This is a genomic window from Micromonospora sp. NPDC000316 (assembly GCF_042898885.1).
Taxonomy (GTDB): domain Bacteria; phylum Actinomycetota; class Actinomycetes; order Mycobacteriales; family Micromonosporaceae; genus Micromonospora.
The window spans coordinates 82,277-108,015 of the sequence record NZ_JBIAZG010000008.1 but is presented as its reverse complement, the minus strand read 5'-3'; the positions used below and the strand labels follow the sequence as shown (position 1 = coordinate 108,015).

Annotated in this window: 26 protein-coding genes; 10 read left to right on the top strand and 16 right to left on the bottom strand. The window is 72.5% G+C overall.

Annotated elements, in window-relative coordinates:
• Positions 1-50: 50 nt before the first annotated feature.
• From ACFY2Q_RS18020 to ACFY2Q_RS18010, 3 genes are all read right to left on the bottom strand, one after another.
• A complete protein-coding gene (locus tag ACFY2Q_RS18020; protein ID WP_387131441.1) occupies positions 51-713 on the bottom strand; it encodes a hypothetical protein in 663 nt (220 codons plus the stop codon).
• Positions 714-844: 131 nt separating this feature from the next.
• Positions 845-1,234 (bottom strand): hypothetical protein, encoded by a 390-nt coding sequence (locus ACFY2Q_RS18015; protein WP_387131438.1) that lies wholly within the window; start codon positions 1,232-1,234, stop codon positions 845-847.
• A gap of 37 nt (positions 1,235-1,271) precedes the next feature.
• Positions 1,272-2,000 carry a hypothetical protein gene (locus ACFY2Q_RS18010; RefSeq protein ID WP_387131436.1) on the bottom strand — a complete coding sequence of 243 codons (729 nt, stop codon included), beginning with the start codon at positions 1,998-2,000 and terminating at the stop codon, positions 1,272-1,274.
• A 19-nt stretch (positions 2,001-2,019) separates the two neighbouring features.
• Here ACFY2Q_RS18010 and ACFY2Q_RS18005 point away from each other — a divergent pair, with 19 nt between their 5' ends.
• The 4 genes from ACFY2Q_RS18005 to ACFY2Q_RS17990 all read left to right on the top strand — a co-directional run bounded on the left by ACFY2Q_RS18005 (position 2,020) and on the right by ACFY2Q_RS17990 (position 8,055).
• Entirely contained in the window at positions 2,020-2,208 is a 189-nt protein-coding gene (locus tag ACFY2Q_RS18005; RefSeq protein ID WP_387131433.1) for a hypothetical protein, read from the top strand.
• A gap of 63 nt (positions 2,209-2,271) precedes the next feature.
• Entirely contained in the window at positions 2,272-3,000 is a 729-nt protein-coding gene (locus ACFY2Q_RS18000) for a dienelactone hydrolase family protein (protein WP_387131431.1), read from the top strand.
• A 652-nt stretch (positions 3,001-3,652) separates the two neighbouring features.
• Complete coding sequence (locus tag ACFY2Q_RS17995) at positions 3,653-4,297, top strand: C39 family peptidase (protein ID WP_387131428.1); 645 nt, start codon at positions 3,653-3,655, stop codon at positions 4,295-4,297.
• A gap of 905 nt (positions 4,298-5,202) precedes the next feature.
• Positions 5,203-8,055: an aconitate hydratase gene (locus ACFY2Q_RS17990; RefSeq protein ID WP_387131426.1), complete on the top strand. Its 2,853-nt coding sequence runs from the start codon at positions 5,203-5,205 to the stop codon at positions 8,053-8,055.
• A 126-nt stretch (positions 8,056-8,181) separates the two neighbouring features.
• Here ACFY2Q_RS17990 and ACFY2Q_RS17985 read toward each other — a convergent pair whose 3' ends face one another.
• From ACFY2Q_RS17985 to ACFY2Q_RS17940, 10 genes are all read right to left on the bottom strand, one after another.
• Positions 8,182-8,427, bottom strand: a complete 246-nt coding sequence (locus ACFY2Q_RS17985; RefSeq protein WP_387131423.1) for a hypothetical protein — start codon at positions 8,425-8,427, stop codon at positions 8,182-8,184.
• Positions 8,428-8,531: 104 nt separating this feature from the next.
• Positions 8,532-9,881, bottom strand: a complete 1,350-nt coding sequence (locus ACFY2Q_RS17980; protein ID WP_387131421.1) for an RNA polymerase sigma factor — start codon at positions 9,879-9,881, stop codon at positions 8,532-8,534.
• Positions 9,882-9,885: 4 nt separating this feature from the next.
• Complete coding sequence (locus ACFY2Q_RS17975) at positions 9,886-10,221, bottom strand: YciI family protein (protein ID WP_387131419.1); 336 nt, start codon at positions 10,219-10,221, stop codon at positions 9,886-9,888.
• Positions 10,222-10,316: 95 nt separating this feature from the next.
• A complete protein-coding gene (locus ACFY2Q_RS17970; protein ID WP_387131417.1) occupies positions 10,317-10,928 on the bottom strand; it encodes an ATP/GTP-binding protein in 612 nt (203 codons plus the stop codon).
• Complete coding sequence (locus ACFY2Q_RS17965; RefSeq protein WP_053657059.1) at positions 10,909-11,295, bottom strand: DUF742 domain-containing protein; 387 nt, start codon at positions 11,293-11,295, stop codon at positions 10,909-10,911. Before ACFY2Q_RS17965 ends, ACFY2Q_RS17970 begins: the two co-directional genes overlap by 20 nt.
• A 5-nt stretch (positions 11,296-11,300) precedes the next feature.
• Complete coding sequence (locus ACFY2Q_RS17960) at positions 11,301-11,723, bottom strand: roadblock/LC7 domain-containing protein (RefSeq protein WP_387131416.1); 423 nt, start codon at positions 11,721-11,723, stop codon at positions 11,301-11,303.
• A gap of 90 nt (positions 11,724-11,813) precedes the next feature.
• Complete coding sequence (locus ACFY2Q_RS17955) at positions 11,814-14,381, bottom strand: nitrate- and nitrite sensing domain-containing protein (RefSeq protein ID WP_387131414.1); 2,568 nt, start codon at positions 14,379-14,381, stop codon at positions 11,814-11,816.
• A gap of 125 nt (positions 14,382-14,506) precedes the next feature.
• Positions 14,507-16,117, bottom strand: a complete 1,611-nt coding sequence (locus ACFY2Q_RS17950) for a prenyltransferase (protein WP_387131413.1) — start codon at positions 16,115-16,117, stop codon at positions 14,507-14,509.
• Positions 16,110-17,027, bottom strand: a complete 918-nt coding sequence (locus ACFY2Q_RS17945) for a terpene synthase (RefSeq protein WP_387131412.1) — start codon at positions 17,025-17,027, stop codon at positions 16,110-16,112. Before ACFY2Q_RS17945 ends, ACFY2Q_RS17950 begins: the two co-directional genes overlap by 8 nt.
• Complete coding sequence (locus ACFY2Q_RS17940) at positions 17,024-18,361, bottom strand: cytochrome P450 (protein WP_387131674.1); 1,338 nt, start codon at positions 18,359-18,361, stop codon at positions 17,024-17,026. The genes ACFY2Q_RS17945 and ACFY2Q_RS17940 overlap by 4 nt, the downstream gene beginning before the upstream one ends.
• Before the next feature lie 620 nt (positions 18,362-18,981).
• On the opposite strand from ACFY2Q_RS17940, the gene ACFY2Q_RS17935 reads away from it, so the two are divergent.
• Positions 18,982-19,230 carry a DUF2630 family protein gene (locus tag ACFY2Q_RS17935; protein WP_387131411.1) on the top strand — a complete coding sequence of 83 codons (249 nt, stop codon included), beginning with the start codon at positions 18,982-18,984 and terminating at the stop codon, positions 19,228-19,230.
• 49 nt (positions 19,231-19,279) lie between these two features.
• Here the strand turns inward: ACFY2Q_RS17935 and ACFY2Q_RS17930 are convergent, their stop codons facing one another.
• From ACFY2Q_RS17930 to ACFY2Q_RS17920, 3 genes are all read right to left on the bottom strand, one after another.
• On the bottom strand, positions 19,280-20,212 hold the full coding sequence (locus tag ACFY2Q_RS17930; RefSeq protein WP_387131410.1) for an RIO1 family regulatory kinase/ATPase: 933 nt from the start codon (positions 20,210-20,212) through the stop codon (positions 19,280-19,282).
• 192 nt (positions 20,213-20,404) lie between these two features.
• Positions 20,405-21,049, bottom strand: coding sequence for an HAD family hydrolase (locus ACFY2Q_RS17925; RefSeq protein ID WP_387131408.1), 645 nt, complete (start codon positions 21,047-21,049; stop codon positions 20,405-20,407).
• 64 nt (positions 21,050-21,113) lie between these two features.
• The gene (locus tag ACFY2Q_RS17920; RefSeq protein WP_387131406.1) at positions 21,114-21,974 is read right to left on the bottom strand and encodes a carbon-nitrogen hydrolase family protein; all 861 of its coding nucleotides are present in this window, start codon (positions 21,972-21,974) and stop codon (positions 21,114-21,116) included.
• A gap of 89 nt (positions 21,975-22,063) precedes the next feature.
• Here ACFY2Q_RS17920 and ACFY2Q_RS17915 point away from each other — a divergent pair, with 89 nt between their 5' ends.
• The 5 genes from ACFY2Q_RS17915 to ACFY2Q_RS17895 all read left to right on the top strand — a co-directional run bounded on the left by ACFY2Q_RS17915 (position 22,064) and on the right by ACFY2Q_RS17895 (position 25,724).
• Entirely contained in the window at positions 22,064-22,636 is a 573-nt protein-coding gene (locus ACFY2Q_RS17915; protein WP_387131404.1) for a TetR/AcrR family transcriptional regulator, read from the top strand.
• 70 nt (positions 22,637-22,706) lie between these two features.
• Positions 22,707-23,621 (top strand): TIGR04222 domain-containing membrane protein, encoded by a 915-nt coding sequence (locus ACFY2Q_RS17910; protein ID WP_387131403.1) that lies wholly within the window; start codon positions 22,707-22,709, stop codon positions 23,619-23,621.
• Positions 23,618-24,436: a DUF692 domain-containing protein gene (locus tag ACFY2Q_RS17905; RefSeq protein ID WP_387131402.1), complete on the top strand. Its 819-nt coding sequence runs from the start codon at positions 23,618-23,620 to the stop codon at positions 24,434-24,436. Before ACFY2Q_RS17910 ends, ACFY2Q_RS17905 begins: the two co-directional genes overlap by 4 nt.
• A complete protein-coding gene (locus ACFY2Q_RS17900; protein WP_387131401.1) occupies positions 24,433-24,978 on the top strand; it encodes a hypothetical protein in 546 nt (181 codons plus the stop codon). Before ACFY2Q_RS17905 ends, ACFY2Q_RS17900 begins: the two co-directional genes overlap by 4 nt.
• Positions 24,963-25,724: an SDR family oxidoreductase gene (locus ACFY2Q_RS17895; RefSeq protein ID WP_387131399.1), complete on the top strand. Its 762-nt coding sequence runs from the start codon at positions 24,963-24,965 to the stop codon at positions 25,722-25,724. Before ACFY2Q_RS17900 ends, ACFY2Q_RS17895 begins: the two co-directional genes overlap by 16 nt.
• Positions 25,725-25,739 lie beyond the last annotated feature (15 nt).

Here is a 25,739-nt window from a genome sequence, read left to right as displayed (position 1 = left end):
TCGATGGCCCGACCTGAAAGCGCCTACGCTCACCCCGCACGGGCGCCCGGTCAGCCGAACCGGCAGGCGACCCCGTTGACCGTGCACCGGACCGGCTTCTGCGTCGACCCGCCCCAACCCAGCCGCAGTCGCAACGTACTCGTGTCACCCGGATCGAGCGACGCACCGCCACTGAGGACGAACTCTCCGTCACCCCGCGCCGACACCGAAACCCCTGCGGCACCGCTGACCCGCAAGCCCCGCATGTCGTCGTCGAACGCCAACTCCACCCGCCAGTCCGCCGGCCGATCCGACTCGTTCCGCACCGACAGCACCGCCTCCGTCGCGAACGAGCCGCCCGCACTGGCCTGATACCTGGCGGTGACAGCCCCCTTCGCCGGCGCCGAGGCGCTCGTGGCCGGACCCGGTGACGCGGTGGTGGCCCGCGGCGACGGCGTCCGCGTGCTGCGCGACGGATGCGGCGACGCCGTGCGCCGTTGCGCCGCAGCCGGCGTCGGCGACACCTCCGACGACGCCGCAGCCGGCACCGTCGGCAGGAGCACCGGCGGCGCGGCCTGCGGCGCGCCCTCCCGCTCCCTGCCACGGAACGACAACAGCGCGATGACCAACAACACCACAAGCGCGCAGACACCGAACAACACCACTACCCACGGCACCGACACCAGCACCCGCGCCGCTCGCGAACCCCCCGCACCGTCCGGCCGCACCGCCATCAGGTCTCCCCTCGTCCCACCGACGCGCCAGCGTAGCCAGCGCCGACCGGACCGGAAACCGGGCGGGCACGGATCGGGCCGACCGGCCCACCCCGACCGGAAAACGGCGCGACGCGGTGGACGGTCGTCGCTCAGGCCGCCCGGATGACCGCGCAGATGAGCGGCCCCTCAGTCGCCGTACGCAGCAGATAGCGGTACCGCTCCCCCGGCACCGAGAGCCCTTGGCTGTCCAGGAACTCCCACTCCACCGACACCAACGTCAACGACGCCGACACCGGCTGCACGTCCTCGATCCGAGCGTGGGCCGCGATCAGCTCACGATCCTGGTAGTCCGGTGCCGCGCCTACGAACGACAACGCGACAGCCGCCAGCGAGGAGAACGAGAAGCTGTACGTGTCGGCCACCACCAACCCGGGCAGGGCGTAACAACCGCCGAGGGCGGGCAGGTCACCGGAGGTCAACGCGACGCCGTACCGGTCGAAGAAACCGGTGAGGGAGTCGAGATCGGTAGAGGCGTTCACGGCGACAGCAATTGCCCCGCGCCGGGTGGGCCAAACCTCAGCGCTCCGGAACCCGGACCTCGATCTCCGCACCCAGCCGGGCGTCGGCGGCCAGACCCAGGTCGTCCCCACTCCAGAACCGTCCCGGGTCATACCAGTTCGGACGCCGGCCAGCGGGCAGCAGACCCATCGCCTCGTACGTCACCGCCACCACCTCGGCGCAGTACGCCGTCTCCAGCGCCCGATCCCGGGCAGCCGCCGAGTTCGCCTCCGACTCCGGGGCGGCCGACGTGGACGGCTTCGCTGGCCTGGCGAGGATGGCCCGGGACGCGAACTCCGACACGGCCCGACCGGGGCGGGGCAGCGCCGGCACCCGGCCACGCACCCACCGCCAGGCCAACTGGGCCGTCGACGGAAACGGCGTGCCATCCAACCGCGCGATGGTACGCAGCACCGCCCGCTCCATCTCGTCGTTCGCCGGGGGGTCGAGCTGCCGCAACCAGGCCCGCTGACCGTAGCGGTTGGCCCAGACGCACACCGCGTCCCGCAGATCGTGAAGCTGCACACCGCGCTGGTGGCCGCCCGACCACAGGTCCGGCAGTGACCGACCCAGCTCCGCGTGCCACATCAGCGGCGGCATGTCGTCAAGCACCACAGCCATCCCGACATGGTTGACCGGGCTGTTCGTGGTGAACTGAATTGCCCGGTCCGGCACGCTGCGACCCCGGAACACCCACACGTCTCCCGTGCGGGTCAACTCGACGGCCTCATCCAGGCTGATGCTCATGAGGGTCTAGCCTAGGCCGATGCGGCAACGAATACGGTGGTGGAAGGTCCTCGGGCTCGCCGGCCTCGCCGGGGTCGCGGCCTCCGGCGTGGTCATCGCGCGGGCCGAGCGGCGCCGACGCGCGTACACCCCGGAGGAGATCCGGCAGCGGCTGCTGGAGCGACACGCGCAGGCCAGCGACGGCGGGAAACCCGCCGACCCCGCCTGACAGCCTCCCCTGTGGGCCGCCAGCGGGGCCTTTCGGCAGGCGGCTGAAAAGTACGCTCGGGGCATGACGACGCCCGTCGCCCAGCGACCCTTCGTCCTGTCCACTCCCGCCGCGCCTGTCGAACGGCACGGCAATGTCGACCTGCACCTGCCCGCCGGCGACGGCAGGGCACCGGCCGTGGTGGTGGTGCACGGCGCCCCACTCCCCCCGGGCGTGCCCGACCCCCGCGACTGGCTGCTCTACCGCGGCTACGGCGCGCTGCTCGCCGAGAGTGGCGTCGTCGCCGCCCTGGTCAGCTACCAGGTGAGCGAGCTGTCGGCACTACCCGCCACGGCCGACGACATCGCCACGATGGTCGAACAGGTCCGCGCCGACCCGCGAGTCGATCCCGACCGGGTGGTGCTGTGGTTCTTCTCCGGCGGCGGCCTGCTGGCGGCCGACTGGCTGCGCGAGCCCCCGTCCTGGCTACGCGGGATCGCCCTGACCTACCCGCTGCTCATCCCCTTCCCCGACTGGGAGATCGACACCCGGTTCCTCCCCGTCGACGCGCTCAACGCCGGGTCGACCGTCCCACTGGTGCTGACCCGGGCCGGCCGCGACATGCCGGTGGTGCTCGCCGGCATCGACGCGTTCCTCACCGCTGCCACCACGCACGGTCGCCCGGTCCAGGTCATCGACGTACCGGACGGCCAGCACACCTTCGACATCCTCGACCACTCCCCGCAGTCCGAGGCAGCCGTCCTGGCAGCCCGGGACGCGGTCCTGGCCCTACTCCTGCCCGAGCCCGCCTGACAGGGCGCAGCACGCCGCCCGTGCGTCCGTGATGTCCGTGATGTCCGTGATGCGAGATGGCGCTCCGGGCCGCCACCATGGGATCCGGGCCCACCGTCAGGATCGGCGCAAGGTGCGCGAGGCGCGGGCGCCCCGCCTTACGGCACCATCGCGGCACTGAGCGCATGATCGACTCGGTATCGGTGATGTCGGGGTGTCCCGGGCGTTCGGATACCGCGATGTCGCCGATACCGAGTCGATCACCGCCCGGCCCCGACTGCGGTCGGGTGGTTTGTCGGGTTTGGGGGTGGGTGTGCTGTGGTCGGGGGCACTCTGGCGGCGGAATGATGGGCCGGCCCGCCTGGTTGTACAGGGGGTAACCACGACAGCCACCGCCCCGCGCGGCCCGGCTCCCCTGGCCTCCGGGAACATCGACCCGGCCGGCCCGGTTACATCCCCCGGAACACCCCGAGCAGGCCCCCGGGCCGCCGGTTGAAAATCCCCCGGAGCGCGGTGGAATGACCCGCCGGCCCCGACGGTTACATCCCCCTGGACCACCCGAGCAGGCCCCACCGGGTCGCCGGTGAGATCCCCCCGGAACCCTTTCTCCCCTTGCACGCCCGTGTGCACCGCCCCCTGGTGTTGCGGACCCCCGAATGCAGAGGAGCACGCCATGCGTACCGATCTGATTCGTAAGACCGCTCTGACCGCTGCTGGCCTGGCCTTCACCGGTGGCGCCATCGCCGGCCCCATCACTACCGCCTACGCCGCCGACGCCAAGCCCACCACCCAGAGCCAGGGCAAGGGTGAGCGTCAGCTCGACGTGCGCTACGAAGCCCAGCCGAACTTCTACTACTGCGGCCCCGCCGCCGCCCGCAACGCCCTGTCCGTCCAGGGCAAGGACATCAGCGTCGACGCCATGGCCAAGGAAATGGGCACCACCGAGAACGGCACCAACAGCATCAACGACATCACCCCCGTGCTGAACAAGGAAACCGGCAAGAACGACGCCTACCGCTCCGTCGAGATCAGCACCCCCGCCGCCGATGACAAGCAGACCGACAAGCTGCGCCAGGACATCGTCAAGACCGTTGACGACGGCCGGGCCGTGGTCGCCAACATCGCCGGCACCACCACCGACACCGACGGCAACACCCACTCCTTCGAAGGCGGCCACTACATCAGCGTCGTCGGCTACACCGACAACGGCAACACCGTCACCATCGCCGACTCCGCCAACCCCAACACCGCCTCCTACCAGGTCACCGTCGAGCACCTCGCCGACTGGATCGCCACCCGCGGCTACGCCACCAGCTAACCCACCACCGCACCGCACCACGCACGGCGAACACGACGGAAGGGCCGGACCCCACCAGGGGCCCGGCCCTTCCGCCGTCACGCAGGTCAGCCGGCGCAAGGACAGGCCAAGACCACAGGGCCCACCAACCGAAGGGCCGGACCCTAACCAGGGCCCGATCCTTCGCCATCACGCAGATCCGTCAGCCACAAACGGATGGGCCCGGGACCACACGCTCCACCGACCAAAGGACCGGACCCCACCAGGGCCCGGGCCCTTCACCGTCAGACGTCAGACGGCCGCGAGGCCGGGCCGGGACCACATGGCAGGCCGATCCTTTGGAGCTGATGCCGCAAACGAATCACCGACCCGATGCGTCGACTGACTCGTCTACGACATCAGCTCCAAAGCGTGCCCACCCCACCCCCGGGCACGGCCTGCCCACCCCGGCCCGGCCCGGCCCGGCACCCGCCCGTCCAAAGCGTGCCCACCCCACCCCACCCGGGCCCACCCGGGCACGGCCTGCCCACCCCGGCACGGCCCCGGCCCGGTCCCGACCCGGCCCGGCCCCGGCCCAGCGCCCGCCCGGCCAACATGGGGAACGCCGCAACCAGGCAGTCGCTGAGCCTCCCCGCCGGACGAGGCGCGGCCTGCGGCCCGCAGGCCCGCGTCCCTACGGCCGGCGGCGAAGGACAACGGCGAACAACCACGGCCGAGGGCCCGCGCACACCCCGCAACGCGTCCTAGGAGGCTAGGGGTCAGGAGTGGTGGTCGGAGGTGGCCGGGTTGCGTAACTAGCAAGACGGACGTACGGTTTTGTATCTGAGCAGGATCGGCTGATAAGTGTCACCTAACCTCGGCGACACCTCGGCCGGTACGACAGACTGCTCAGGACTACCTGCTCAGGACTACTCACGGTCGCTGGTGTGAAGGAGTACGACGTGGCGAGCCTCGACACCTTCGGTGCGAAGACCCAGCTACGCGTCGGAGACGCGAGCTACGAGATTTTCCGGATCGACAAGGTGGACGGCCACGATCGGCTGCCCTACAGCCTGAAGATCCTCCTGGAGAACCTGCTGCGGACCGAGGACGGCGCGAACATCACCGCCGACCACATCCGTCAGCTCGGCGGGTGGGACCCCACCGCCGCCCCGAGCGTGGAGATCCAGTTCACCCCGGCGCGGGTGCTCATGCAGGACTTCACAGGCGTGCCCTGCGTGGTCGACCTGGCCACCATGCGTGAGGCCGTACGCGACCTGGGCGGCGACGCCACGAAGGTCAACCCCCTCGCACCGGCCGAGCTGGTCATCGACCACTCGGTGATCGCCGACCTGTTCGGCCGCGAGGACGCGTTCGCCCGCAACGTCGAGCTGGAGTACGAGCGCAACAAGGAGCGCTACCAGTTCCTGCGCTGGGGTCAGTCGGCGTTCAACGAGTTCAAGGTCGTCCCGCCGGGCACCGGCATCGTGCACCAGGTCAACATCGAGTACCTGGCCCGCACCATCATGGAGCGCAACGGCCAGGCGTACCCGGACACCGTGGTCGGCACCGACTCGCACACCACGATGGTCAACGGCCTGGGTGTGCTGGGCTGGGGCGTCGGCGGCATCGAGGCCGAGGCCGCGATGCTCGGCCAGCCGGTGAGCATGCTGATCCCCCGCGTCGTCGGCTTCAAGCTGCACGGCGAGATGCCGGCCGGCACCACCGCCACCGACCTGGTGCTGACCATCACCGAGATGCTGCGCAAGCACGGCGTGGTCGGCAAGTTCGTCGAGTTCTACGGCCCGGGCGTGAGCGCCGTTCCGCTGGCCAACCGGGCCACCATCGGCAACATGTCCCCCGAGTACGGCTCGACGGTGGCGATCTTCCCGATCGACGCGGAGACCATCCGCTACCTGGAGCTGACCGGCCGCGACGCGTCCCAGGTGGCGCTCGTCGAGGCGTACGCCAAGGAGCAGGGCATCTGGCACGACCCGGAGGCCGAGCCGGCGTACTCGGAGCGCCTGGAGCTTGATCTCGGCTCCATCGAGCCGTCGCTCGCCGGCCCGAAGCGCCCGCAGGACCGGGTGCCGCTGGGCAGCGCGAAGACGCTGTTCCGCTCCGCGCTTACCGACTACGTCGCCGACGACTCCGTCGGCGAGCGCGACCTCAAGCCGGGCGTGCCCCGTGAGGAGTTGCCGCGCGGCGCCAACGGCCCGGCCGACGAGGCGAGCGCCGAGTCGTTCCCGGCCAGCGACCCGCCGGCGAACGACTTCAGCGACCCGGCCGACGAGCCGCGCGACCTGGAGACCGCGGCGGTCGGCGCTGGCGGTCGTGCCAGCAACCCGATCCGGGTCACCGGCGCCGACGGCGTCGAGTACGAGTTGGACCACGGCGCCGTGGTGATCGCCGCGATCACCTCGTGCACCAACACGTCCAACCCGCAGGTGATGATCGGTGCGGCCCTGCTGGCCCGCAACGCCGTGGAGAAGGGCCTGACCCGCAAGCCGTGGGTGAAGACCACCCTGGCTCCGGGCTCCAAGGTTGTCATGGACTACTACGAGCGGGCCGGCCTCACGCCGTACCTGAACAAGCTCGGTTTCAACCTGGTCGGGTACGGCTGCACCACATGCATCGGCAACTCGGGTCCGCTGCCCGAGGAGGTGTCCGCCGCGGTCAACGAGCACGACCTGTCGGTCGTGTCGGTGCTCTCGGGCAACCGGAACTTCGAGGGCCGGATCAACCCGGACGTCAAGATGAACTACCTGGCGTCGCCGCCGCTTGTCGTCGCGTACGCGCTCGCCGGCACGATGGACATCGACCTGGCCAACGAGCCGATCGGTGAGGACACCGAGGGCAACCCGGTCTACCTGCGCGAGATCTGGCCGAACAGCGCCGAGATCCAGGACGTCATCGCCCAGGCGCTCGGCGCCGCCGGGTTCAGCGCGGCGTACGCCGACGTGTTCGCCGGCGACGAGCGGTGGCAGTCGCTGCCCACCCCGACCGGCGACACGTTCGCCTGGGCCGACGACTCCACCTACGTGCGCAAGCCCCCGTACTTCGAGGGCATGCAGCGCGAGCCGCAGCCGGTCGTCGACATCTCCGGCGCCCGCGTGCTGGCCAAGCTGGGTGACTCGGTGACCACCGACCACATCTCGCCGGCCGGCTCGATCAAGGCCGACTCCCCCGCCGGGACGTACCTGGCCGAGCACGGTGTGCCGCGTCACGAGTTCAACTCGTACGGCTCCCGCCGGGGCAACCACGAGGTGATGATCCGGGGAACGTTCGCCAACATCCGGCTGCGCAACCAGCTGGTGCCCGGGGTGGAGGGCGGCTTCACCGTCAACCACCTCACCGGCGAGCAGACCTCGATCTACGACGCCTCGATGGCCTACCAGGAGGCCGGCATCCCGCTCGTCATCCTGGCCGGCAAGGAGTACGGCTCGGGCTCGTCGCGGGACTGGGCGGCCAAGGGCACCATGCTGCTGGGCGTCCGGGCGGTCATCGCCGAGTCGTACGAGCGGATCCACCGCTCCAACCTGATCGGCATGGGCGTGCTGCCGCTGCAGTTCCCTGTGGACACCACCGCCGAGTCGCTCGGCCTCACCGGCACCGAGATGTTCACCATCACCGGTGTGACCGCCCTGAACGACGGCGACACCCCGCGCACCGTGACGGTCACGACCGACACCGGCGTGGAGTTCGAGGCAGTGGTCCGGATCGACACCCCGGGCGAGGCGGACTACTACCGGCACGGCGGCATCCTGCAGTACGTGCTGCGCCGCATGATCGCCAACTGATCGCGTACGCCTGGTCGAAGGCCGCTCCCGCTTCGGCGGGGGCGGCCTTCCCCGTTCAAGCCGAGGAAGGCTTGCGGTCAGAGCGCCCGGAGCAACGGCGAACGGCACGGGCGGGATGCCAACTGGTTACGCCGGTCCGCTCCGGTCCTCCGGGAGCGCGAGGGCAGCCAGCCGTTGGTCTATCGCCGCATCCACGTCCCCGACGTCGTAGCCACGTAGCCGCCGTCGCAGGCTTGCCGCCCGAAGCACGTCTCGCGCGGCAGCCCGTGACACCGCGCTGTCAGTAGCCAGCGCCCCATCGACCTCGGCAAAGAGACTCTCGACCTGACGCATGTCATAACCGCGCAGAGCAATGGCGAATGGCAATTCCATCTGGTCACCATATCGGTGGCCGGCTGCGCCCAACAGGATGCGCGACCCGGCGGCCTGGACCCGATTCCTGGTGCTGCCGAGCGCGGCTGACCCGGAGGATCCGGCTACCTCGCGAGGTCGTCCGCCCGGTCGAGCAGTGCACGGCGCTGGGCGGTCGGGCCGGCCATCCGGGAGGCCTCCCGGAACAGCGCGGCGGCTCGCAGCCGGTCACCCTGCCGCGCGACCAGATCGGCCCGCGCCGCCACGGCGAGCGGGTTGCCGTCCAGCCCTCCCCCGGCCTGCATCGCGTCGAGCAGACCCAACCCGGCCACCGGCCCGTACGCGTAGCCGTGCGCGACCGCACGGTTGAGCGCGATCACCGGGGAGGGCCGGATGTCGGCCAGCGCGTCGTAGGCTCGCGCGATCGTCGGCCAGTCGGTGGCGTCGAACGAGGCGGCGGTGGCGTGGCAGGCGGCGATGCGGGCCTGCCACGCGTACGGCCCGTCGTGGCGTACCCGGGCAAGGGCGGCCAGGCCCTCGGCGATGGCCGCGCGGTCCCACCGCGCGCGATCCTGCCGCTCCAGGGTGAGCAGGTTGCCTGCGGCGTCCCGACGGGCGTCCCGGCGGGAGTGCTGGAACAGCAGCAGCGCCAGCAGCGCGACGACCTCGGACTGCTCCGGCATCAACCGGTCGAGCAGCCGGGCCAGCCGGACCGCCTCGTCGGCGAAGGCCGGCTCGCCGTCGACGACGTAGCCCCGGGTGAACAGCAGGTACAGCACGGCGAGGACGCCGGGCAGCCGTTCGGCAAGTGCCGGCCCGTTCGGCACCCGGTACGGGATGCCGGCCTGCGCGATGCGGGTCCGGGCGCGGGTCAGCCGGCGGGTCATCGTCGACTCGGTGACCAGCATGAGCCGGGCGATGTCGGCGGTCGGCACCCCGCAGACGGTCCGCAGGGTCAACGCCACCCGCGCCTCGATCGCGAGGGCCGGGTGACAGCAGGTGAAGATGAGTCGCAGCCGGTCGTCCACCACGTCCTGCCCCGCCTCGGGGTCGGGCTGCCCGTCGGCCGCCGTGAGCACCGCCAGCTCATGAAGCTTGCGGCGCTCCACGGCGGCCCGGCGCAGCACGTCGATCGCCCGGTTGCGGGCGACGGTAGTCAGCCAGCCGCCCGGGTTGGTCGGCACGCCGTCGGCGGGCCAGCGTTCGAGGGCGGCGGCAAGCGCCTCCTGGGCGCAGTCCTCGGCCAGCGCCCAGTCGCCTGTCACCCGGATCAGGGTCGCGACGATCCGTGGGTACGCGTCGGTGCCGGCGGCCGCGACGGCCTGCGCCGTCGCGGCCGCACCCCCGTTGTGGCACCCATTGGCCCTGTCGGGCGTACCCGCGTCGTCGCGGACGCCGGCCCGGTCGCGCACACCGGCGTTGTCGTGCGCGCCGGCGTTGTCGTGCGCGCCGGCCGGGTCGTCGATCCCGGCCATCCGGTCAGCCGGGCAGGTCCATGAACGGGCGCAGTTCCAACCGCCCCTCCCGGGCCATCGGATGGGCCCGGGCCACCTCGATCGCCTCGTCCAGGTCGGCGCAGTCGAGCAGGTCGAAGCCCACGATCACCTCGGTCGTCTCGGCGAACGGCCCCTCGGTGACGAGCAGTTCGCCGTCGCGTACCCGGACCGTGGTCGCCGCGGTGGTCGGCGCCAGCTGGTCACCGGCGAGGCGGCGGCCCCGGGAGTCGTTGTCGGCCACCCACTTCTCGACGTCGGGCAGGTCGGTCGGGTCGGTGTCCGGCTCGGTGTCGGTGCAGACGAACATCATGTACTTCATCTGGCGCTCCCTCGTGTGTCCAGGTGTCGCCAGCATGACGTTCGGCCGGGGCCGTACCGGACAGCGGGCGCCGAAAAATTTCTGCGGGTCGTCGGTCAGTCCCCTGCGGCGGCGCGGCGACGGGCCTCGCGGGTCTTCATGGCGTGCTCCATGAGCGTGACGAGCACCTCCTTGCTGGACTCGCGCTGCCGGGCGTCGCAGAGCAGCACCGGCACCCCCGGGTCCAGGTTCAGAGCGTTCTGGACCTCGTCGAGCCGGTACTGCCGGGCGCCCTCGAAGCAGTTCACCGCGACCACGAACGGGGTGCCCCGACCCTCGAAGTAGTCGATCGAGGGGAAGCAGTCGGCGAGCCGCCGGGTGTCGGCGAGCACCACCGCGCCGATCGCGCCCAGTGCCAGCTCGTCCCACACGAACCAGAAACGGTCCTGCCCGGGTGTGCCGAACAGGTAGAGCACCAGGTCGTCGCTGATGGTGATCCGGCCGAAGTCCATCGCCACTGTGGTGGTGGTCTTGCCCTCCACCCCGGACAGGTCGTCGATGCCGACCCCGGTCTCGGTCAGCACCTCCTCGGTGCGCAACGGCCGGGTCTCGCTCACCGCGCCGACCATCGTGGTCTTGCCCACGCCGAAGCCACCGGCGACCAGGATCTTGATCGCGGTGGGCAGTGGGGTCGCTCCCGCCGGCCGGTCAGAGTGCCCGTAGTCCATTGATTACCGCCTCGAAGATGCTGTTGTCGGGAAGACCGGCCGTGGTCTGTGGTTCGCGTACCTGCACCAGGCTGCGGGCCGCGAGGTCGCCGAGGAGCACCCGGATGGTGCCCACCGGCAGGTCGAGGTGGGCGGCGATCTCGGCGACGGACTGTATTCGCTGGCACAGGCCGACGATCGCGAGGTGTTCGGGGCCGAGGCCGGCCTCCGGTGTGACGTCGGCTCGGGTCGCGGTGACCAGGGAGATCAGGTCGAATGTGCCGGTGACCGGGCGGGCCCTCCCGCGTGTCACCGCGTACGGACGGACCACCGGGCCCGCATGGTCGTCCACCCACTGATGGTCCGCGGACTCCCCCTGCACCGTCATGGCCGTTACCGCTCGCCGGCCGGCTGAACGTTGTCGCGGGACGGGGAGGCCACGTACTTGCCGACCCGGGTGACAAGCATCGCCATCTCGTACGCGATCAGGCCGACGTCGGCGTCCTCGGTGGCCAGAACCGCCAGGCAGGCGTTGCGGCCGGCGGCGGTGACGAACAGGAATGACGACTGCATCTCGATGATGGTCTGCTGCACCTGACCGCCACCGAAGCGCTTGCCGGCGCCCCGGGCCAGGCTCTGGATCCCGGCCGCCATCGCCGCGAGGTGCTCGCCGTCGTCCCGGCTCAGCCCCTGCGAGGAAGCCATCAACAGCCCGTCGGAGGAGAGCGCGACCGCGTGCTCGGCCTGCTTCACCCGCCCCACCAGATCGTCCAGCAACCACGTCAGGTCGGCACTCGAAGCCGTCTTCTGGGCCACTTCGTCGTCCTCTTCTCGCCCGGCAGTTGCGCCGTACTCGTCTTGGGTCTGACCGTCACACCACGCGGGAACCGCAGCGCCGGCGCTCGGTCAGGTGGCTTGCGGTTCCTCGTCGGTCGACTCGGGCGAGGCGTCGGACGCGCCGCCGAGCAGTCGTGCCGCGTCGGTGCGACCGCGTCGGGTGCCGCTCTGGTAGGAGCTCATCATCCGGCGCACCTGGTCCGGTGGGCGTACCACGTCCTCCTCGTCGGACTCGGTCGCCGTCGGGTCGTCGCGCAGCTCGGGCACGATGTTCGCCTGCCGAATCCGGACCGGCAGGCCGGAGCCGGTCCGGTCCGTCTCTGACCGGGCCGGCACCGGGCCGCCGTCGGCGCCCGGTTCGCCGGCGTCGGGCGCCGGTCCCGCGCGGTCGATCGCGGGCAGGCCGGTGGCGACCGTCGGCCCCTCCAGGGCCGACTGGCCCGGGGTGCGCCGGGCCCGGGTGGGCAGCCCTGGCGTCCCGGTGGCCGGGGTCGTCCGCTGCCGAGTCGGGAGTACGACGTCCGCGTCGCCCTCGTCGACGTGCCCGGTTTCGACGGCGCTGCCGGCCACTGCCGGAGCGGACGGGGTCACCGGTTGCGGCACACTCGTGCCCGGCGCCGCCGTGTCCGTCGCCGGGGCGGCAAGCGCGACCGGCGAGCGGAGAGCCGGCCGGCCGGCGTCACCACCGGAGGTCGGTCCCGCCGGCAGCGCGATTGCCGACGTGGTCGGGAGCGCGCCGGAGGTCTCCGGGCTGGTCCCGTCCTCGCTGACCAGGTCCAGAGGGATCAGGACGACGGCGGTCGTGCCGCCGTACGCCGACTCCTTGAGCCGGACCCGCACGCCGTGCCGCTCGGTCAGCCGGCTCACCACGTAGAGGCCGAGCCGGGCGGCGTTGGCGAGGTTCAGCTCGGACTGGTCGACGATGCGGTGGTTCGCCGCGGCCAGGTCCTCCTCGCTCATGCCGAGGCCCCGGTCCTCGATCTCGATGGCGAACCCGTTGGCCACCGGTTGGCCGCGAACCTCCACAGTGGTGTGCGGCGGGGAGAACGACAGGCCGTTCTCGATGAGTTCGGCGAGCAGGTGGATGACGTCGCCGACCGCCCGGCCGGCGAGTGAGACCGGCCCGAGCGGCAGCACGTTCACCCGTGTGTAGTCCTCGACCTCGGCCACCGCGCCACGCACCACGTCGACCATCGGGACGTTGCGCCGCCAGGCCCGGCCCGGGGTGGAGCCGGAGAGCACGATCAGGTTCTCGGCGTTACGCCGCATCCGGGTGGCCAGGTGGTCGACCCGGAAAAGGTCCTCCAGCTCCTCGGCGTCGTGTTCGCGCCGCTCCATGGCGTCGAGCAGGGTGAGCTGACGGTGCACAAGCGCCTGGGTGCGCCGGGCCAGGCTGAGGAAGACCTCGCGGACGTTGCGGCGCAACTCGGCCTGCTCGACGGCGGTACGCAGGGCGGTCTCCTGCACCGCGTTGAACGCCTTGCCGACCTGGCCGATCTCGTCGGTGCCGAACTCCAGCGGAGGCGCCTCGGTGGCCACGTCGACATCCTCGCCACGACCGAGTCGCTCCACCACCCGGGGCAGCCGCTCGTCGGCGAGCTGCCAGGCGGCCTCACGCAGCCGCTCCAACTGGCGGAGCAGGGTGCGAGCCGTGGTGATCGAGACGACGACGGACGCGATGACGGCGAGCAGACCCAGGCCGGTGGCGAGCACCAACCGGACGACGACCATCACGGCCACGCCTGTCGCCCGGTCCACGATGCCCTCACCGCCGGCGACCACCACGTCGTTGACGTCGGCAAGCGCCGGTTCGACAGTGCCACGCCACTGCTCGGCGCTTATCGGCAACTGGGTGGACGGCCGGCCCTCGCGGATGATGCTGTCCTGCACGGCGCGCAGCCTGGTGAACGCCTCGCCCTCGACGAGTTGCTGATAGCGACGCTTGTCGGCGTCGGCGAGCCGGGTCTGGGTCTCCGCGCCGAGGAACCGCTCGGCGGCGACCAGGCTGGCGTAGCGGGCGTACTCCGGACCACTCATCCGGCCGTTGCCGAAGAGACCGCTGAGCAGCGCGTCCTCCTGCGAGACCAGTTCCTTCATCCGGTTGAGCTGGATCAGGGCCGCCGCGTCGGCGGCGATCTCCTTGTCGTCCAGACTGCCCGTCACGTCGTAAATCTGGAAGATCGACGCGATGGCGCCGGTGTAGGCGTCCGCGGCGGCGACCCGGTCCACGGAGCGGCCGAGCACCTGCGCGCGGGTCTGCTCCAGCGAGTTGATCCGCGTGATCGTCGCGTTCAGCTGGGCGTCGAGGGCGGCGCTGCCGGCCACGTCGACCTGCCAGTTGCGGACCGAGTCGGCGAAGTCGCCCGCCAGCTTCACCGTCTCGCGCTGCTGTGCCTCCAACGCCGCCCGCTGCTCGGCGGCGGGGTTGCTCAGGTACGCCTGGGTCAGCCGCCGTTCCAGCTGGAGCTCCTGCAGCAGCGGCTCGCTCGGCGCGTAGACCCTGCTGTTGATCACCTGGACACCGAGCAGGTTGAAGCCGTCCCGCAGGGTGACCCATGCCGCGAACATCCAGAGCGCGACAAGGGAGAGCAGCAGGGCGACGACCTTGGTGCGGATACTCGTACCGCGAGAACGCATTGAACCGTCCCAGGCAGGGCGTTGACTCAGCTCATCAACGGGTGATCATGGAAGACGACGTCCCCGCCTCGGCGGGGCAGACGGGGCTGAGGCTCTGCGTACGCTAGCAGTGTCCGCACAACCCCTCAAGTCGCTGTTTTTGTTGCCTGGTAACCACAATCCACCACCGAACGGTCGGTGCCCGCGAGATGAACGGCCGACTGCCGGCACGCGGCGAGCACCGCTGCGGCGACGATTGCGGTAGGAGAGTACAGCTCCTTGCCGTACCACAGTGGAGGGTGCTCGGGGCCGGACGGTTTGTGCAGGTAGGCGTGCCCGCGAGCCACCGCGTCGGCGACCCGTGGCGCACCCGTCGGAGCGGCCAACAGCACCTGCAGGGCGTACGCGGTCTCCTCGACGGTGCCGGCCCACCGCCCCCACGAGCCGTCGGCGCGCTGGCTGTCCAGCACCCATGCCGCCGCCCGGTCCACCGCCTCGGCCGCGATGCCGCCCCGACCGAACTCCACAAGCGCCAGCACGCAGCAGGCGGTGGCGTAGTACGGCGAGGCGTGCCAGCGGTCCTGCCAGCGGCCGTCGGGGCGTTGGTGCTGGGGCAGCACGAAGCTGAGCCGCTCGAGAGTCCGGTGGTATCGCGCGTCGGCGTTCGGATGCGCCATCAGGTGCTGACCGAACGCGTCGAGCACGTGCGCGTTGGTGGTGACCGAGAAGCCGTCCTCGCTCCCCGGCCAGGTGCAGAACCCGTCCGCCGTCTCGTACGCCCACAGGGCGGCCGGGTCCGCGGGTCGGCCGAGTCGGGCCAGCGCGTCCAGGGCCACCGATGTGGTGTCGGCGTCGGTGGGCAGCCCTTCGCCGGTGGCGACGCCCGTCGCGCCGGTGGCACCGGTCAGGGTGTTCACCAGGGCGGCCGGCGGGTTGACCGCGACGCCGGCCCGTCGCAGCCCGCTGAGCACCCAGGCCCGCTCGAACACGGTGATCGGCGTCGGGCAGGGCACCGTGCCGCGGCCGTCCTGGATCAGCTGCCGAAGGAATTCGTGGGCGCTGGGGCCGGCGTCGGGGCCGGCCGCGCTCAGCCAGGCGGCGGTCGCCGCGGGCGACGCGCCCACGGCCGTGAGGGTGGGGCCGGCGTCGGTGGGCATCGCACCGAGCACCTCGTAGAAGTGGGCGAGTTTCGGGGGCAGAGCCGCCCCGGCGGCCACCGCCGCCCGCACCGCCCGCAGCCGGTCGGGGCCGAGCCCCGGGGGCAGCGTCAGCGGCGGGCTGGGCGGCAGGTCGATGGTCGCCCGGCCCAGCCGGTCGTTTATCGACTCGACGAGCGCCGGGACGATGAGGTCCAGCGCCGGGGTGTCCGGCAGCGTCCGCGCGTCGGCGGCGAGCAGCCCCCCGGTGAGCGCGGCCAGCCCTCGGGCCGCGGGGCCGAGCAGATGCGGTCGGGGTACGCCGTCGGCCAGCGCCGCGAGTAGCGCGTCGGTGGCGCTCAGCGTGGGCACCAGGGCGTACCCCTCGGGTGGCCCCCACGCGCCGTCCGGGCGCTGCGCGCGCAGGAGGAAGCCGATCCGCTCGTCGTGCCCGGGCAGCCAGGCCGCGTCGACGACGAGACGGGCGCTCTCGTACACCGACGGGGCCACCCGCCCCCACGGCCGCAGCGACAGGCCGGCGATCAGCTCGCGGGCGGCGTCGGTCGTCGGGTCGCGGCCGGTGTCGGGTCCGGTCAGGACGCGCACGACGCCGTCACTCATCGCGCTCCCCCCAGAAGTCCGACAGTTGGTAGAAGCCGCTGGTGAAGGAGATTTGCCTGTTGAGGTAGTCCGCCTGGCGGGGGCATCGCTCGGCGAGTGCGGCCAGGTCCCTCCGGGACCGGGAGGTCAGCTCGGCCAGCCGGTCGTGCACCTGCGCCGGGTCGTCGACAAGCGAAAGAGCGTTCAGGTCCCCCCACTCGGCGTCGCGCCCCTGCGTGGCGAGGTCGTTGATCAGCCGCAGCACACGCTGCACGCCGCGTCCGGCGTCCAGGAGGTCGGGCAACAGGGCGAGCGTCCGATCGTCGCCGGTGGCTATCCAGTGGGTGACGTTGACGAAGGAGCTGGCGGAGTTGTCGGAGTTGTCCAGATAGTGGTCGAGGTCCGGCAGGCTTCGTCCGGTGGTCGGGTCGGTGGGCAGGTTCTTCCAGTCCCACTCACGCGAGACGGCGGCGAACACCCGCGCCAGTTCGTCGCGCCAGATCGGACGCAGCCGGGCGAACGCCGGCACGGTGGTCAGCTCGTCGCGTAGGTCGGCCAGCAGCCGCGCGAGGTGGCGCCCCGGTGGCGGGGCGGCGCCGTCGGCAACCGCCAGGCAGTCGGTCACCACCTGCCGGACGTCGTCGGCGGACCGGGCCAGGTAGTCGACCTGCCAGTCGGCCGCGAAGACCCAGAGCACGGTACGGGTGGTGATCCGCAGTTCGTCGGCGGTATGCCAGGGCGCGATGAAGGCGACCACTGAGGCAACCGAGCTGAGCAGCGCCGGGTCGAACGGTGCGGCGTCGAACAGCTCCGGGTGGGCGGCAGTGACGCCCTGGAGGTCGCGTACGCCCCGTACGGCGAGCGCGGACACCCGGCCCTGCTCGGCGACCGCATCGGGGCCGGTCTGCACCGGCCACGGCGCGCCGGTCACGGCGCGACCGTGCCGGCGACCGGGGTGAGGAACAGCTCGGCCCGCTGCTTGGGTTGCAGCGACGCGCCCATCCGGGGCGTCAGGTCGACAGGGTGGCCCAGCCGGAAGCGGTAGCGGCTGAGCACGGTGCTGACGATGAGCTGCGCTTCGAGCAGGAACAGGTACTGGCCCAGGCACTGGTGCGGCCCACCGCCGAACGGGAAGTAGGAGTAGCGGTAGGGCCGCCGGGGCCGCTCCGGGGCGAAGCGCTCCGGGTCGAAGGTGTTCGGGTCGTCCCAGAACGTCGACATCCGCTGGGTGACGTACGGGCTGACCAACACGGTGCCACCGGCCTTGATCCGCACCCCGCCCAGCACGTCGTCGCCGACCGCCGTCCGGGGGATCATCCAGCCGGCCGGGTAGAGCCGCAGCATCTCGTCGAGGACCATCCGGCCGTACCGCAGCTGGGGCAGGTGCGCGCGACCGACGCGCTCGGTGCCGACCACCCGCTCGATCTCGTCGGTCATCCGCTCGGCCACGTCCGGTCGGGAGGACAGCACCGGCCAGAGCCAGGACAGCAGGGCGATAGTGGTCTCGGTGGCGGTGGAGAACATGGCCACCACGTCGCCGCGGATGGCGTACTCGTCGGGCTCCCGGCCGTCGGCGCGCGGCCGGCAGAGAGTGGAGATGATGTCGTCGCCGTCGGTGGGCCGCGCCCGGGCCTCCCGGATGATCGGCAGCACCACCTCGTCGATGGTCCGTACCGCCTCGTTGAAGGCACGGTCGCGGGGCATCGGCACCGCGTACGGCACAAAGGGCACCAGCAGGCGCGGAAGCATCGCGGTGGTGAGCGTGTCCAGCGCGGCACTGATGCGCAGCGCGTCGGGCACCGAGATCCGGTCGGCGAAGAGCACCCGCATCGTGGTGCGCAGCACGATCCGGGTCAGTTCGGCGCCGCCGTCGATCGGCCTGCCCTCGAGGGCGGGCTCCAGCCACTCGTCGACGGCCTCGTTGATCGCCTCGGCCATCTTGTCGACGAGCGTCTCGGCCCGCTTCGCGGTGAACAGCGGTTGCAGCGCACCCCTGCTGGATTCCCAGACCTCGCCCTCGGCGACCAGGATGGCGTCGCCGACGATCCGGCGGACCGGCCGCCAGAGCAGACCATCCCCGTCGCGTGTGTAGTTGGCAACGTTGTCCCGTAGCACGCGTTGCAGATGCTCCGGATGGCTCACCAGGTAGGGGCGTAACGAGCCGAGGTTGAGCCGGACGACCTCCCCGGCAGCATCGTCCGCGAAGCTGACAAGCGCGCCGAGCGGGTCGCGGACCATCGCCGGCAGGACGCGACGCAGTGGGATCATCCGGGGTTCGGTGCTGGCGGGGGCGGGCCCGGCATCGGACACCTGGGACATGGCGTCTCCTCGTCAATCCGACGGCCTCGGCTGTCCACTTCGGCCGGTCGGAGTTGTGGAACTTGCACCTTCTGGGCGTCGGAAGCATCTCATCAAATCCGGGGCACCTCTAGACCTCCGACCGGTGAGATTATGCGCCCGCGCCGGGTTTCCGGCGCCCCCGTCGCCGACCGTTCATCCTGAGTGGACAACCGAAGAAAGGCTCCGGTGCAGGTCGCACCGGCACACCGGAGAGCCGGCGCCGTGTCGCGGCGCCGACGCGGCCCAGCCTCCGCCGGCCCGCACCGCCGCCCGCGCCACGCCGCCGCACCGCACCACGCCGCCGCACCGCACCGCCGCCCGCACCACGCCGCCGCACCGCACCCGCCGCCCGTGCCGCCCGCCGCCTCCTGCGCGCTGAGCGCCGGGGCCGCGCGGCCGACGGGCCGCCGTAGGGCAGGGCGAGACGTTGGCGCAACGCGTCCACCGGCAGGCCCGGCCAGCAGACCCCCGGCGGGTACGCGCCGGGGCGCACCGGGTCCTGCGAATCCGGGCGATGCCGGGCACCCTGTGCCAGGCTCTGTGGCATGGACGACAAGACCATCCTGAACCGGATCTCCGAACTGGTCGACGAGGAACACCGGCTGCGCGCCGATGCCCAGGCCCACGAGTCGGGCACCGAGGGCGAGACCAGCGAGCGGCTACGCAACCTGGAGGAGTCCCTCGACCAGTGCTGGGACCTGCTGCGCCGCCGCCGGGCAGCCCGGGACACCCACGGCGACCCCGACGCGCAGGGCGAACGCCCCAAGCCCGAGGTGGAGCGCTACCTCCAGTGAGCGGCGGGGGCGGGTCGGGCGGCTGGTCGGGCCGCCCGACCCGTCTCGGTCAGCGCAGGCCCGCCTCGCGCAGCAGCTCCCCGGTCAGCTCGCCCGGGTCGACCTGTTCGGCGGTCAGCCCCCGTGCCACGAACCAGGCGCCGACCACCCGTACGTCGCGGGCCAGGAACTCGGGCCCCTGTGGGTTCGCCACCACGTCGACCACCTGCGGCAGGTCGATCACGACCAGCCGCCCGGCGTGCACGAGCAGGTTGTACGGCGACAGGTCGCCGTGCGCGTAGCCGGCCCGGGCGAGCACCCGCAGCGCCTCCACCAGCTGACCCCACAGGTCGCGTAGCTCCGCCGGGCCGGGCCGCAGTTGTGCCAACCGGGGCGCGGCCTCGCCCGACTCGGCGTCACCGACGAACTCCAGCATCAGCTCGGTGCCGCGCAACTGCACCGGGTACGGCACGGCGATCCGGTCGTGCCCGTCGCTGATCTCCCAGAGCCGGGCCAGCGCGGCGAACTCGGCCGCCGCCCACTGCCCGGCGATCATCTGTCGGCCGAAGGCTGTGCGGCCGGCCATCGCCCGGTTCTCCCGGGATCGGCGTACCCGACGGCCCTCCAGGTAGCCGGCGTCGCGGTGGAACATCCGGTGCTCGGCGTCCCGGTATCGCTTCACGGCCAGCAGGCAGGAACGGTCGGTGTCGGGCACCGCCCGGCGGACGAGGTGGACGTCCGCCTCCTTGCCGGTCTTCAACACACCCAGCTCGGTGTCCTTGGCGGCCAGCTCGGTGACCAGCCACGGCGGGTGCGGTTCGGGCCCGTGTACGGCGTCGTCCCAGGACGACCACCGCTCGCCCGTGTCGGGGTCGGGGCCGTCGTCGGGGTCGGCGGGCAGCTCGGTGGGCCGCCCGCGCTTCAGATACTGCGGTTCGTCGTCGTCGAAGCGGCTCTTGCCGCGGCTCCGGCGCTCCAGCGCCGGAAAGTCATGATCACGCACTGCGGTGAGGGTCCCTTTGTCGAGGCGGAGTTAGGCAGCTGGAAGCGACCTGCGAAGACGGCCATTGCCGACCCCCTCTCCTCGACCGGGCGAACGCCCGGGTGCATGATGCGCCGCCCATCCTCGCGGCGGCCTCGACAACGGGTCAACCGAATTACCGCCACCCCGCGTCGACCCTGCGGGTGCGGCGTGTCAGCTCGCGAGCACAGTGGCGACCGCGGCGATCAGCCCGTCGACCGTGCGGCTCGGCGCGAACCGGACGTCCGACCAGGTGCGCCCTCGGTGCAGCCAGACGCTGGGCAGCCCGACGGCAGCGGCGCCGCCGATGTCCGCCTCCGGGCTGTCGCCGACCACCCAGGCGCCGCGCAACGGCATCCGGACCCGCTGCGCGGCGAGCGCGAAGATCCGCGGGTTGGGTTTGCTGACCCCGGCCTCCTCGGAGATCACCCAGTCGGCGACGTAGCGGTCCAGGCCGGTACGGCGGATCTTGGCGTCCTCGACGCGTACCGTGCCGTTGCAGACCACCACCGGCACCCAGCCGGCGTCATCGGCTATTCGCAGCGCGCAGGCGGTCAGCGAGTCGAGCCGGGTCTGCGCCACCACCCCGTCGTGCAGCTCCTCGACCAGGTCGATCGAGGGGATGCGCAGCTCGTAGCGATCCCGGATGGCGTCGGCCAGATCCCAGCGGTCGGTGAGCCCGTCGGCGTCGAGGGAGATCAGCCAGTCGATGTCGGTGGGGGGCGCGCCGACGCCGTCCAGGAAGCGCTCACCCCAGCGGCGGAAAGGCCCGGCCCGGTCCAGCAGGGTGTTGTCCAGGTCCAGCAGGAGCAGTGGCACTCGGGCACCCTACGGGACCTTCGTGTCCGCCAACAGATGGCGTGTGTTTCGACCTGACGCCGACTTAACAGTTTATAGACACCCGTGGGCCACCCTGGCTCGGCAGCCGGTCGGCGAGCATCGAATGGGCCTCCCGGGTGGCCGCGAGGACGGCCGGGTCCAGCGTCGCCACCAGCACCGCCGTACCCTCGTCGGCACCCCTGGCAAGGGCCCGTCCCTGCGGGTCGTAGATCGCCGCGCCGCCGTTGAACCGCCACGGGTCGTCGCCCCCTACCGCGTTGGCGAAGACCACAAACATGGTGTTGTCCAGTGCTCGCGCCGCGTAGTACAGATCCCGGCGGTGCTCGGAGCCGGCCAGGTAGCCGCTGGGGCACAGGTAGGCGTGCGCGCCGTCGAGCGCGGCGGCGCGGCCGTGCTCGGGAAAGCAGCCGTCATAACAGATGCCCAACCCGAGCCGCCAGTCGTCGACGAGCAGCGTGGCACCCCGCCCGCCGGGGGTGAACAGCTCGCGCTCGTCGCCCCACAACTGCTGCTTGTCGTACCCAACCCGGATGGTGCCGGCCCGGTCCGCCACCAGCGCGCCGATGGTCCGGCGGCCGTCCGGGTGCCGGACCGCGGCCCCGACCACAACTGTGACGCCTGCCGTACGCGCCGCGTCGCGCAGCGGGTCGAGCCGGGGGTCGGCGACCGTTCCGGTGCGGTCGACGGCGATGTCGGTGCCGCTCGGGTCGGCGGCGAGGGTCGGCGGGTGGTACGCGCACAGGTACAGCTCGGGCAGGACGACCACCCGCGCACCCTGCCCGGCCGCCTGTCGGACCAGCTGGGCGGCGGCGCTCGCGTTGCCGGCGACGTCACCGGGAGTCGGCGTGGCCTGGACGGTGGCGACGGTCAGCGGCGCGGCGGGCACGGTGGGGGCAGCGGTCACCTGGCGATGGTAGCGGTGCCCACCCCGGGGCAAATACCAAGCCGTACGTACGGTTTGCACGGCGGGGGGCGACCTGCGACGATCGACGTGTGCCCAGAGTAAGCCAGGACCAGCTCGACGCGCGCCGGCAGGAGATCCTCGCCGCCGCGCGGGCGTGTTTCGCCCGGCACGGCTACGAGGGGGCGACCGTCCGCCGCCTGGAGGAGGCCACCAAGCTCTCCCGGGGCGCCATCTTCCACCACTTCCGGGACAAGGACTCGCTCTTCCTCGCCGTCGCCGAGGACGACGCCGCCGTCATGGTCGAGACGGTCGCCCGCAACGGTCTCGTGCAGGTGATGCGCGATCTGCTGGCCCGCGCGGTCTCGCCGGACACCACCGGTTGGCTCGGCAGTCAGTTGGAGGTGTCCCGCCGCCTGCGCACCGACCCCGCGTTCGCCAAGCGCTGGGCGGAGCGGTCCGCCGCCATCGCCGAGGCCACCCGCGACCGGCTGGCCCGCCAGCGCGACGCCGGGGTGCTGCGCGAGGACGTACCGATCGACGTGCTGGCGCGGTTCCTTGAGCTGGCCTACGACGGCCTGGTGCTGCACCTGGCGATGGGCCGACCGGCCGGTGACCTGGGCCCGGTGCTCGACCTGGTCGAGGAGGCCGTCCGCCGCCGCTGAGCCCGTTTCGTCGCATGGCGGCGGTGCTCCACAATGAGGCCGCCGATCCCTCCGGCGACAGGAGCAGCCGATGATCGTCCACGCCGCGTCGGGCGACACCTGGGGCATCCCCGGCCCGACCTTCCTCCGGTTCTACCTGCTGGCGACCGCAGTGGTCCTCACGCTCGCGGTGTGGCACCGGGTCCGGCTGGCAGCCGGCCCCCGAAGCGCCTTCGTCGAGCCGCTCGGCCCGCAGCAGGCCGCATACCTCAACGGTGGGCCCGGGCTCGCCGTACACGCCGCGCTCGGCGGGCTGCGCAGCAGCGGCGCGATCGGTGTCGGCCCGGACCGTCGGCTGCTCACCACCGGCCCGGCGCCGACCGGGCTCACCCCGCTGGACCACGCCATCCACTGGGCCGCCCACCAGCGGTCCCGGGCGCGCGACCTGGGCCAGGATGATCGGGTACGCGCCGCGCTCGAGCAGCTCCGCACCGGCCTGGAGGAGCGTGGACTGTTGGCGACCCCGGAGCGGCGGGCCACCGCACGTCTGTGGGTCCGGATCCTCGTCGCGCTGCTGGTGCTCGGCGTGGTGCGGTTGGCCGCCGGCCTGTTCAACGGTCGACCGGTGGGCTACCTCATGGCCACCCTGGTCGGCGTGCTGGTGGCGGTGCTGCTGCTCCGGCGGGTCCCGGAGATCACCCAGGCCGGCCGTGCCGCGTTGCGGGACCTGCGCCGTCAGCACACCCACCTGGCTCCCGGCTCGGCCCCCGCCTACGCCACCTACGGCGCGGCCGGCGCGGCGATGGGCGTGGCCCTGTTCGGCGCCGCCTCGCTGTGGGCGATCGACCCCGGCTTCGCCGAGCAGGCCGAGATCCAGCGGCAGGCCTTGGCAAACGGCGGCTGGTCGTCGGGCTCCAGCGGCGGCACTTCCGGCAGTTCCTGCGGGGGCGGTAGCTCCTGCGGCGGTGGCGGTGGGTGCGGCGGCGGCGGTGGGTGCGGCGGATGACCGGCCCGTACGGCGTCGGCATCGGCTGGCGCCCGGAGATCGCCGGTTTCGTGGCCGACCTGCCCGGGCTGCGCTTCGTCGAGGTGGTGGCCGAGTCGGTGCCCGCGACCGGGCCGCTCCCGCCAGGGCTGGCGCAGCTGCGCGAGCGCGCCGTGACAGTCGTACCGCACGGGGTGCGGCTCTCCCTCGGCGGCGCCGAACCGGTCGACCCGGCCCGCGTCGCCCACCTGGCCCAGGTGGCGCAGCGGTTGGACGCGCCGCTGGTCAGCGAGCACATCGCCTTCGTCCGGGCCGGAGGGTTGGAGGCCGGCCACCTGCTGCCGCTGCCCCGCAGCCGGGAGGCGGTCGACGCGGTCTGCGCCAACGTGGCCCGCGCGCAGGCCGACCTGCCGGTGCCGATCGCCCTGGAACCGATCGCCGCGCTTGTCGACTGGCCCGACGACGAGCTGGACGAGGCTGACTTCCTCACCGAGATCCTGGACCGGACCGGCGCCCTGCTGCTGCTGGACGTCGCCAACGTGCACGCCAACGCGCGCAACCGCGGCACCGACCCGCTCGCGCTGCTCGACCGGCTGCCGCTGGACCGGATCGGCTACGTCCACGTTGCCGGCGGGGCGGAGCACGGCGGTTTCTACCACGACACGCACACCGACCCGGTGCCGCCGGCGGTCCTGGAGCTTGTCGGCGCGCTCTGCGCCCGCCAGCGACCACCGGCGCTGCTGCTGGAGCGCGACGGCGGCTATCCGCCAGCCGCCGAACTGCGCGCCGAACTGGACGCCCTGGCCACGGCTGCGGGCTTCCCGGCCGTGACGTGACCGGCGCGTCCTCGCCTCCCGGCGTTCCCCCACCCAGGGGCCGTCTCGCCGAGCGACAGGCGGAACTGGTGGCGGCGCTGGTCGCCGGAGGTCCGCCGCCGGCCGGGTTCGCTCCCGGGCCGCTGGCCGCCGCCCGGGCTGCGTTGCTGCGCAAACGTGCCGGCGACGTGGCCCGACACTGGCCGCTGCTCGCCGCCGGCCTCGGCAGCGCCTGGTGGCCGACCTTCGCCGGCTGGGCCGCCGACCGCCCCACCGCCGGTTCGCTGCGCGACGGTTGGGACCTCGCCCGGACCCTGCGTGAGCGGAACGCGCTGCCCCCGGCGGGCGCCGAGGAGTTGGCCGTCCGGGAGGCGGGCCAGCACTACGACGGGCGAGGGACGCCGCGTCCGCGCCGGCTGCCGGCGGTGGGCCGCGCCGGCGGCGCCGTCGCGGTGCAGATCGCCGGTCGGGTACGCCTGCTGCGCCCCGCCCCGCGCCCACCGGCCCCCGTTGAGGGCGGCGCTGCTGATGCGGCAGGATCGACAGCATGGATCTCGGACTGACCGACCGGGTGTACGTGCTCACCGGCGCGTCCCGTGGCCTGGGCTACGCGACGGCGCAGTGCCTGGTCGCCGACGGGGCGCGGGTGGTGCTCTCCGCCCGGGACGCCGACGCGGTGGCCGCCGCCGCGCAGCAGCTCGGCGGGCCGGAGCGGGCCGTCGGGCTGGCCGCCGACCTGGCCGACCCGGAGACCCCTGAGCAGCTCGTCGCGGCGGCGCGGGAGCACTTCGGTCGGCTCGACGGCGCGCTGATCTCGGTCGGCGGCCCGCCGCCCGGCAACGCCGCGTCGATCACCGACGAGCAGTGGCGACACTCCTTCGAGACGGTCTTCCTCGGCACCGTCCGCGCGGCGCGTACGGTCGCCGCCGCGCTGCCCGAGGGCGGCGCGATCGGGCTGGTGCTGTCCACCTCGGCCCGTGGCCCGGTGCCCGGCCTCGGCATCTCCAACGGCCTGCGGCCCGGCCTGGTCGGTGTCGCCAAGGACATCGCCGACGACTACGGCCCACGCGGCGTACGCGTCGTCGGTCTGCTGCCCGGTCGGATCATGACCGACCGCAACAGGGAACTCTTCGCCGCCACCGGCGACCCCGAGCGCGCTCGGGCAGAGGCCGAGGCCGGCATCCCGCTGCGGCGCATCGGCGACCCCGCCGAGTTCGGCCGGGTGGCCGCCTTCGTGCTCTCCCCCGCCGCGAGCTACCTGACCGGCCTCACCGTGCCGGTCGACGGCGGCGCGCTGCGCGGGCTGTGACAGCGGGCGCGGGCC

What these genes read in the sequence shown, in the direction of transcription:
- ACFY2Q_RS17995 (WP_387131428.1), top strand. Translation starts at nt 3,653, where the DNA reads ATGCGTACCGATCTGATTCGTAAGACCGCTCTGACCGCTGCTGGCCTG.
- ACFY2Q_RS18020 (WP_387131441.1), bottom strand. Translation starts at nt 713, where the DNA reads ATGGCGGTGCGGCCGGACGGTGCGGGGGGTTCGCGAGCGGCGCGGGTG.
- ACFY2Q_RS17975 (WP_387131419.1), bottom strand. Translation starts at nt 10,221, where the DNA reads ATGAAGTACATGATGTTCGTCTGCACCGACACCGAGCCGGACACCGAC.
- ACFY2Q_RS17905 (WP_387131402.1), top strand. Translation starts at nt 23,618, where the DNA reads ATGACCGGCCCGTACGGCGTCGGCATCGGCTGGCGCCCGGAGATCGCC.
- ACFY2Q_RS17910 (WP_387131403.1), top strand. Translation starts at nt 22,707, where the DNA reads ATGATCGTCCACGCCGCGTCGGGCGACACCTGGGGCATCCCCGGCCCG.
- ACFY2Q_RS18005 (WP_387131433.1), top strand. Translation starts at nt 2,020, where the DNA reads ATGCGGCAACGAATACGGTGGTGGAAGGTCCTCGGGCTCGCCGGCCTC.
- ACFY2Q_RS17980 (WP_387131421.1), bottom strand. Translation starts at nt 9,881, where the DNA reads ATGGCCGGGATCGACGACCCGGCCGGCGCGCACGACAACGCCGGCGCG.
- ACFY2Q_RS17970 (WP_387131417.1), bottom strand. Translation starts at nt 10,928, where the DNA reads ATGGACTACGGGCACTCTGACCGGCCGGCGGGAGCGACCCCACTGCCC.
- ACFY2Q_RS18010 (WP_387131436.1), bottom strand. Translation starts at nt 2,000, where the DNA reads ATGAGCATCAGCCTGGATGAGGCCGTCGAGTTGACCCGCACGGGAGAC.
- ACFY2Q_RS17950 (WP_387131413.1), bottom strand. Translation starts at nt 16,117, where the DNA reads ATGAGTGACGGCGTCGTGCGCGTCCTGACCGGACCCGACACCGGCCGC.
- ACFY2Q_RS17965 (WP_053657059.1), bottom strand. Translation starts at nt 11,295, where the DNA reads ATGACGGTGCAGGGGGAGTCCGCGGACCATCAGTGGGTGGACGACCAT.
- ACFY2Q_RS17895 (WP_387131399.1), top strand. Translation starts at nt 24,963, where the DNA reads ATGGATCTCGGACTGACCGACCGGGTGTACGTGCTCACCGGCGCGTCC.
- ACFY2Q_RS17935 (WP_387131411.1), top strand. Translation starts at nt 18,982, where the DNA reads ATGGACGACAAGACCATCCTGAACCGGATCTCCGAACTGGTCGACGAG.
- ACFY2Q_RS17985 (WP_387131423.1), bottom strand. Translation starts at nt 8,427, where the DNA reads ATGGAATTGCCATTCGCCATTGCTCTGCGCGGTTATGACATGCGTCAG.
- ACFY2Q_RS17955 (WP_387131414.1), bottom strand. Translation starts at nt 14,381, where the DNA reads ATGCGTTCTCGCGGTACGAGTATCCGCACCAAGGTCGTCGCCCTGCTG.
- ACFY2Q_RS18000 (WP_387131431.1), top strand. Translation starts at nt 2,272, where the DNA reads ATGACGACGCCCGTCGCCCAGCGACCCTTCGTCCTGTCCACTCCCGCC.